This window comes from Acinetobacter uliginosus, from assembly GCF_044130295.1.
Classification (GTDB): Bacteria; Pseudomonadota; Gammaproteobacteria; order Pseudomonadales; family Moraxellaceae; genus Acinetobacter.
In genome coordinates this window covers 1-6,055 of the sequence record NZ_JBIQOC010000136.1, presented here as the reverse complement: position 1 = coordinate 6,055, position 6,055 = coordinate 1, and the positions used below count along the sequence as shown (strand labels likewise).

Annotated in this window: 4 protein-coding genes and 2 pseudogenes; 3 read left to right on the top strand and 3 right to left on the bottom strand. The window is 42.0% G+C overall.

Annotated elements, in window-relative coordinates:
- Positions 1-134: 134 nt before the first annotated feature.
- On the bottom strand, positions 135-1,127 hold the full coding sequence (locus ACE01T_RS16900; protein WP_395519741.1) for a TauD/TfdA family dioxygenase: 993 nt from the start codon (positions 1,125-1,127) through the stop codon (positions 135-137).
- 97 nt (positions 1,128-1,224) lie between these two features.
- Positions 1,225-2,499 (bottom strand): flavin-containing monooxygenase, encoded by a 1,275-nt coding sequence (locus tag ACE01T_RS16895; RefSeq protein WP_395519740.1) that lies wholly within the window; start codon positions 2,497-2,499, stop codon positions 1,225-1,227.
- Positions 2,500-2,810: 311 nt separating this feature from the next.
- Between ACE01T_RS16895 and ACE01T_RS16890 the strand changes: the two genes are divergently transcribed.
- The gene (locus tag ACE01T_RS16890; RefSeq protein ID WP_395519739.1) at positions 2,811-3,926 is read left to right on the top strand and encodes an S-(hydroxymethyl)glutathione dehydrogenase/class III alcohol dehydrogenase; all 1,116 of its coding nucleotides are present in this window, start codon (positions 2,811-2,813) and stop codon (positions 3,924-3,926) included.
- A 142-nt stretch (positions 3,927-4,068) separates the two neighbouring features.
- Here ACE01T_RS16890 and ACE01T_RS16885 read toward each other — a convergent pair whose 3' ends face one another.
- Positions 4,069-4,860: a phytanoyl-CoA dioxygenase family protein gene (locus tag ACE01T_RS16885; RefSeq protein ID WP_395519738.1), complete on the bottom strand. Its 792-nt coding sequence runs from the start codon at positions 4,858-4,860 to the stop codon at positions 4,069-4,071.
- Between the two features lie 327 nt (positions 4,861-5,187).
- Between ACE01T_RS16885 and ACE01T_RS16880 the strand changes: the two are divergent.
- Positions 5,188-5,877: pseudogene (locus tag ACE01T_RS16880) on the top strand (FAD-binding protein); the annotation flags it as partial.
- A gap of 55 nt (positions 5,878-5,932) precedes the next feature.
- Positions 5,933-6,055: pseudogene (locus tag ACE01T_RS16875) on the top strand (IS5/IS1182 family transposase); the annotation flags it as partial.

The following is a 6,055-nucleotide window of genomic DNA, read 5'->3' as shown; positions in this document are numbered from 1 at the left end:
GTGACAAAACCTGAATCCTGGTCGTTAAAGTGTTTGTTTGCACTCATATTTTAACTGTTAGGACTCAGGTTTTTTTATTTAAAGCAAACTATGGGACAGCAGTGGCTACGTTGCCTCTTTTTAAATCCTGAGATTTAAGTAGCTTGCCCTAAACCTTTGGGGATACCATTACGACCCGGGAAGTCTTTGGCCAGTTGACGTGCATTTGGCATTTGTAGCCATAAACGCAATAATTTACGACGTTTTTCGACTTCATCATAATCTTCAAAAGACGAACGAGAGTGCATCACACAGTAGTTATTGCAGAATTGAATATCACCAGGTTCAAGCATCATATCCAGTCTTAAATCTGGCGCATGACTAATTTCATCAAAGATATTTAAAGCATCCATTTGCACTTGTGATAGCGGAACATTTTTGCGGTCATGGCCTAATTCAATGTAATAACGCAAATAACGACAGGCCAATTTGCCATCAAAATAACTGAAAATTGGAGTTAGTGAAGGATTCACTTCACCCAAATGGTCGTACCACGAAGGATGATAGTAATAGCCTAAGTATTCTGGGTATTGTTCAAGAATCCGGTTATAGACACTGGAAAAACTCACAATACTACTTAAGCCACCTTGTTTAGCCTTACGAATGGAAAGTAAACCGACCACATCACTTAAATCTGAATGATAGGGAAGATAGTCATTGGTTTCATAAACACGGGTCATTTTCTGGGTTTTATCGCCAATATTTTCCACATAACCAATGAGGTCACCACGGGCATTTTGCGTCACAGCATTGCCGATGTGTAAACCCATCAAATAATAGATATTGGCCAGTTGGCTTTCCGTGTATTTTTCTGCATCCAAACCGCGAATCACGATAAAGCCATAGCCATTTTCAAGTTCATTGGAGATATATTCGATTTGAGCTAGAAACTCGGCATCGTCAATAAGCACATCATGTTTTTCAAAATTTGGTGCAATTAAGTTTTGCTGTTCTAAGCTTTTTAAACCCTGATCTAATACGTTTAGCATATGAGGTGAAAGCTGATAGATCCAATCGCTTTGGGTTGCGATATCTTTGCCTACCCATGCGCATTTGTCGGTGATTTTAGATTTTAAAATGGTATTCATCACGTTCCCTAATTTGTTGGTTGAAATAGTTCGAAGTCAATAAAAAGACCTATCAACCGATCTATGGAGCGGCTGATGGGTCAGAGCTTATTTACATTTAGGCAGAGTTTTTAAGTAAGTTTTTTTCGGTTTGATACTCATGGTATTTACGTTGAATATCGATATGTTCGGCAATGTGTTTTGCATCGTGCCAAACACCCCAGATGAAACTTGAGCCACGACCGGTTAAATACGGCAAACCCAAGAAATACACGCCACGTTCAGGTGAAATACCTTGTTTGTGTTTGGGTTTATTAAACTCATCAAAAGCATTGACCTGTAGCCAGTCAAAATCGTAACTAAAACCCGAAGCCCAAATCACAGAAGTAATATTGGCTTCAGTCATATCCAGTTCTAAGATTGGATTCAGTACGCATTCAGGGTTGGGCAATTGATGACGTGCTTGAGGTTCCTTCGGCAGATCCAAACCATTTTTAGCAATATAGGCATCGGCTTCATCATAGAACGCCATGAGCACAGCATCACCATCTTCCAGATTTTTCTTTAAGTCGGCTTTGAATTTAATTTTGTTATCTGCAAAAGATTCAGTCATGCCGACTAAGGTAATGCCTTGTTTTTCCAAGGCACGGAAATCAATATTAATCCCGCCATGCGCACCGCTGACCGCCAAGCCTTTGAGTGGACCATTGTCGCTACGCATAAAGTCCCAGCCCCCGAGCACACCTAACCACCAGACATTGTCACGATTACGATAAGTACGTGGCGGACGCTCATGTTGTCCTACCGATAAATAGACTTTTTTACCTGAACGGTTAATTTCATCGGCAATTTGCACACCTGAAGAACCGGAACCAATCACCAGTACCGCACCTTCAGGCAGTTGCTGCGGATTTTTATATTGATCCGAATGAATTTGATAGAACGATGGCGCTTTAGGCGCAACGGGTGGGATGACTGCTTTTTGGAAAGCACCTGTAGCAGATACAATACGTTGGGTGTAAATGATCCCTTCAGAGGTTTCCACGGTGAAACCTAAACAGTTTTCAGACTTGTAAGCCTTATTAACAGAAACACCGGTATGGATAGGTAAATTAAATTTTTCTGCATACTTTTGAAAATAATCTGCGACTTGATCGTGATGAATAAAGCTATCTGGATCGGCATCGAATTCCATATTGGGGAAACGGTCATGCCAGCAAGGGCCATTGGCAACCAATGAGTCCCAACGACGTGTGCGCCATGCTTCAGCAATACGATTCTTTTCTAACACGACATGTGAAATACCCAAGGTGGTCAAATGTTCACTCATTGCCACGCCAGCTTGTCCCGCGCCAACAACCACAGTATCTACATTCAAGTTATTTAATTTCATCTTCTCTATCCTTCTTCGTTCGCTTACTGTGTAAGTACGCTGTTTCTTGTTTCTCTTTGACTGAAAAAATTGCCAAAGGGAGAAATCTGTTTCGATGGATTCAATATAAATAGCTGGGTTGAATAGCGAAAATCATATAAGCAAAACGCTTGCATCAAAAAAACCGAATTGCTTCAATCACCTGGGTTTCATATAAAAGTGACATGTATTTTTTAATTGAAAATTGATTGATTATTTAAATTTTTAGCTATGAATTTTCAGATTTGTACGATGGAAATAGTGCGATCAATCAACTAAAGAAAGGTGAATAAATGAAATCACGTGCAGCCGTTGCATTTGCACCAGGTGAACCCTTACAAATTGTCGAACTGGATGTTGAGCCACCTAAAGCAGGTGAAGTGCTGGTGAAAATTACCCATACAGGTGTCTGCCATACCGATGCATTCACTTTATCGGGAGCAGATCCAGAAGGAATTTTCCCTGCGGTACTTGGGCATGAAGGTGCTGGAATTGTCGTAGAAGTGGGTGAGGGGGTAACCAGTGTTGTACCGGGCGATCATGTGATTCCACTTTATACCGCGGAATGTGGTGAATGCTTATTCTGTAAATCGGGTAAAACCAACCTATGTGTTTCGGTACGTGCCACACAAGGTAAAGGGGTGATGCCTGATGGAACCACACGTTTTTCCTATAATGGCCAGCCGATTTATCACTATATGGGCTGTTCAACCTTCTCTGAATATACTGTGGTCGCAGAAGTTTCTCTTGCAAAAGTCAATCCTGAAGCCAACCCTGAACATGTGTGCCTACTTGGTTGTGGCGTAACCACAGGGATCGGTGCGGTGCATAATACGGCAAAAGTCCAAGAGGGGGATTCAGTTGCAGTGTTTGGTTTAGGTGGTATTGGACTTGCAGTTGTGCAGGGTGCGCGTCAGGCCAAAGCAGGTCGAATTATTGTAGTGGATAACAATCCTGAAAAATTTAAACTCGCGGAACAATTTGGTGCAACCGATTTTATTAACCCGAAAGAATATGACAAGCCGGTACAAGAAGTGATTGTCGAAATGACCGGTTGGGGTGTGGATCATTCCTTTGAATGTATTGGCAATGTCAACGTGATGCGTTCAGCACTTGAGAGTGCGCATCGTGGTTGGGGCCAGTCGATTATTATTGGCGTGGCTGGTGCAGGTCAGGAGATTTCGACACGTCCTTTCCAGTTGGTTACTGGTCGTAGCTGGAAAGGTACCGCATTTGGTGGGGTAAAAGGTCGTACGCAATTACCAGGAATGGTGGAAGATGCCATGAAAGGTGAAATTCAACTTGAATCTTTCGTGACCCATACCATGGGGCTAAATCAAATCAACGAAGCGTTTGATTTAATGCATGAAGGTAAATCCATTCGTACCGTCATCAATTTTAAAGATTGATTTTCTAGCATAGAAAAAACTAAAAGCTCCACAATGTGGGGCTTTTTATTTGTATTAGGAAATGACAGATAAAAAAACCAATGCTCAAATGGGTGAACATTGGTTAAAGCGAATAGAGGGAGTTTTGCTTTCAAATAAAAAGTTAGGCGACAATAGGGAACTCATCTTCAGGTAGTGCATCGCCAGTAGAAAGTTTGCCAATATATTGTGGGTACTGAGGGGAAGTTTTGCCACCACGATTCACATAAACAGCTTCGTCACCTAACCAGCGAAAAGAAACAGCTCGTCTTGAGTGTTGGGTAGAAGCATTACCAGGTGCGCCGTGAATGGTCAGATAGTTAAATGCAATTGCATCACCCGGTTCAAGTTCCCAACCTACAATATTGTAATCTTCGCGGTGATTATCGATATCGGGAAGAATCTCTTCTTGAGTATCGCCATGATCATAATATTCACCATTAAAGCTTTGTGCTTTAAAGTGTTTGCCCCATTTATGTGATCCAGCAATGAATTCAATGGCTGATTCTCGGGCGACAGGATCAAGCGGAATCCACAAACTTAAAGTCTGTTTTGCATCAACCGGGTAATACGGTGCGTCATGATGCCAAGGAGTAACCCTTGATGAACCTGTACCTTTGACCAGGACATGTTCATGAAACATGCGTACGCTTTGAGACAGCATTAAAGTTTTTACAATCTCGGCTGCAGGGCTTTCTTTGACAAATTTATTAAAGGCATCAATGCGTTGCCAATTGCAATAATCTGCCCAGAAACGACCTTGAGTCTGCCCCGGAGTATAGTCTCGAAACCATTGCCCAGGATTCTGTTCATTGTCATTCACACCTTCTTTAAGTACATCAATCCAATCTTTGAATAATCCACGAATGACTACCACGCCATCACGTTCGAATAAAGTTTGTTCCTTTTTCAACATATCAGTCACTCTCCATTAGCATGAGTCAGTGAATAAGAAAAGTTTGTGCAATATTTACTATGTTAGAAATATAGGCGGGTTTGGATTTGGATGAAATTTGTACTTTTAAAAGACAAGGTTTGGTTTTTTTGAATTAGCTTTTTATATGGCTTTGTTGCACAAAGACTTCAAAGGCCGATTTCACTTAGTCCTACCAAATTTAAGTAGCAATTTGGGTGTTAGGTCGGCCTAATTCAATAATTATTAATCTAAAAAATTTGAAATACCTCTCCCTAACCCTATCCTGAGAGGAGAGGGAATTTTAAAAAGCAGAAGATGCCATCAAATATGAACAATCATGCAGATGCACGACAAACCATTCAAAAACTTATCAATATAGTCGGCAAACAACATGTACTTATAGACGATAACGATACACGCCTTTATCGGCAAGGCCGCCGCTATGGTTTCGGTAAAGTACTGGCCGTTGCCGTTCCGGGAACATTGCTTGAACAATGGAAAGTGCTTAAAACTGCAGTGGAAGCAGATTGCATTGTGATTATGCAGGCTGCCAATACAGGTTTGACTGGGGGCTCTACACCATTTGGTGACGATTATGACCGGCCAGTGATTTTGATGAGCACGCGCCGTTTAGCGGGCATTCATGTAATTAATGAAGGTAAGCAGGTCATTTGCTTGCCAGGTGCGACATTGGATAAGCTCGAAAAAGACTTGGTACCGTTTAACCGCGAACCGCATTCGGTGATTGGTTCTTCTTGCATTGGTGCATCGGTGCTTGGCGGGGTGTGCAATAACTCAGGCGGGGCATTGGTACGCCGTGGTCCAGCCTATACGCAACTCGCACTGTATGCACAGGTCAATGAAATGGGGAAGCTAGAGTTGGTCAATCATTTGGGGGTACATTTAGGTGGAACACCCGAAGAGATTCTGACTAAATTAGAGAATAAGCATTACCAGCTTGATGACATTGTCAATAATTCCGGCTGCTGTGCATCAGATCAGCGTTATGCCTATGACGGGCTTTGTTGCACAAACCTATCTGTAAAGGCTTTTTCAGCGATATAATTTTCAAATGAAGAAGCCTACACACAAAATCTACCGCACAACCAATTGGCCCGCATATAACCGAGCACTCATGAGTCGCGGAAATATTGCCATTTGGTTTGATCCTGCTACGCAATGGTATGCGCCATCA

What these genes read in the sequence shown, in the direction of transcription:
- ACE01T_RS16900 (WP_395519741.1), bottom strand. Translation starts at nt 1,127, where the DNA reads ATGAATACCATTTTAAAATCTAAAATCACCGACAAATGCGCATGGGTA.
- ACE01T_RS16895 (WP_395519740.1), bottom strand. Translation starts at nt 2,499, where the DNA reads ATGAAATTAAATAACTTGAATGTAGATACTGTGGTTGTTGGCGCGGGA.
- ACE01T_RS16890 (WP_395519739.1), top strand. Translation starts at nt 2,811, where the DNA reads ATGAAATCACGTGCAGCCGTTGCATTTGCACCAGGTGAACCCTTACAA.
- ACE01T_RS16885 (WP_395519738.1), bottom strand. Translation starts at nt 4,860, where the DNA reads ATGTTGAAAAAGGAACAAACTTTATTCGAACGTGATGGCGTGGTAGTC.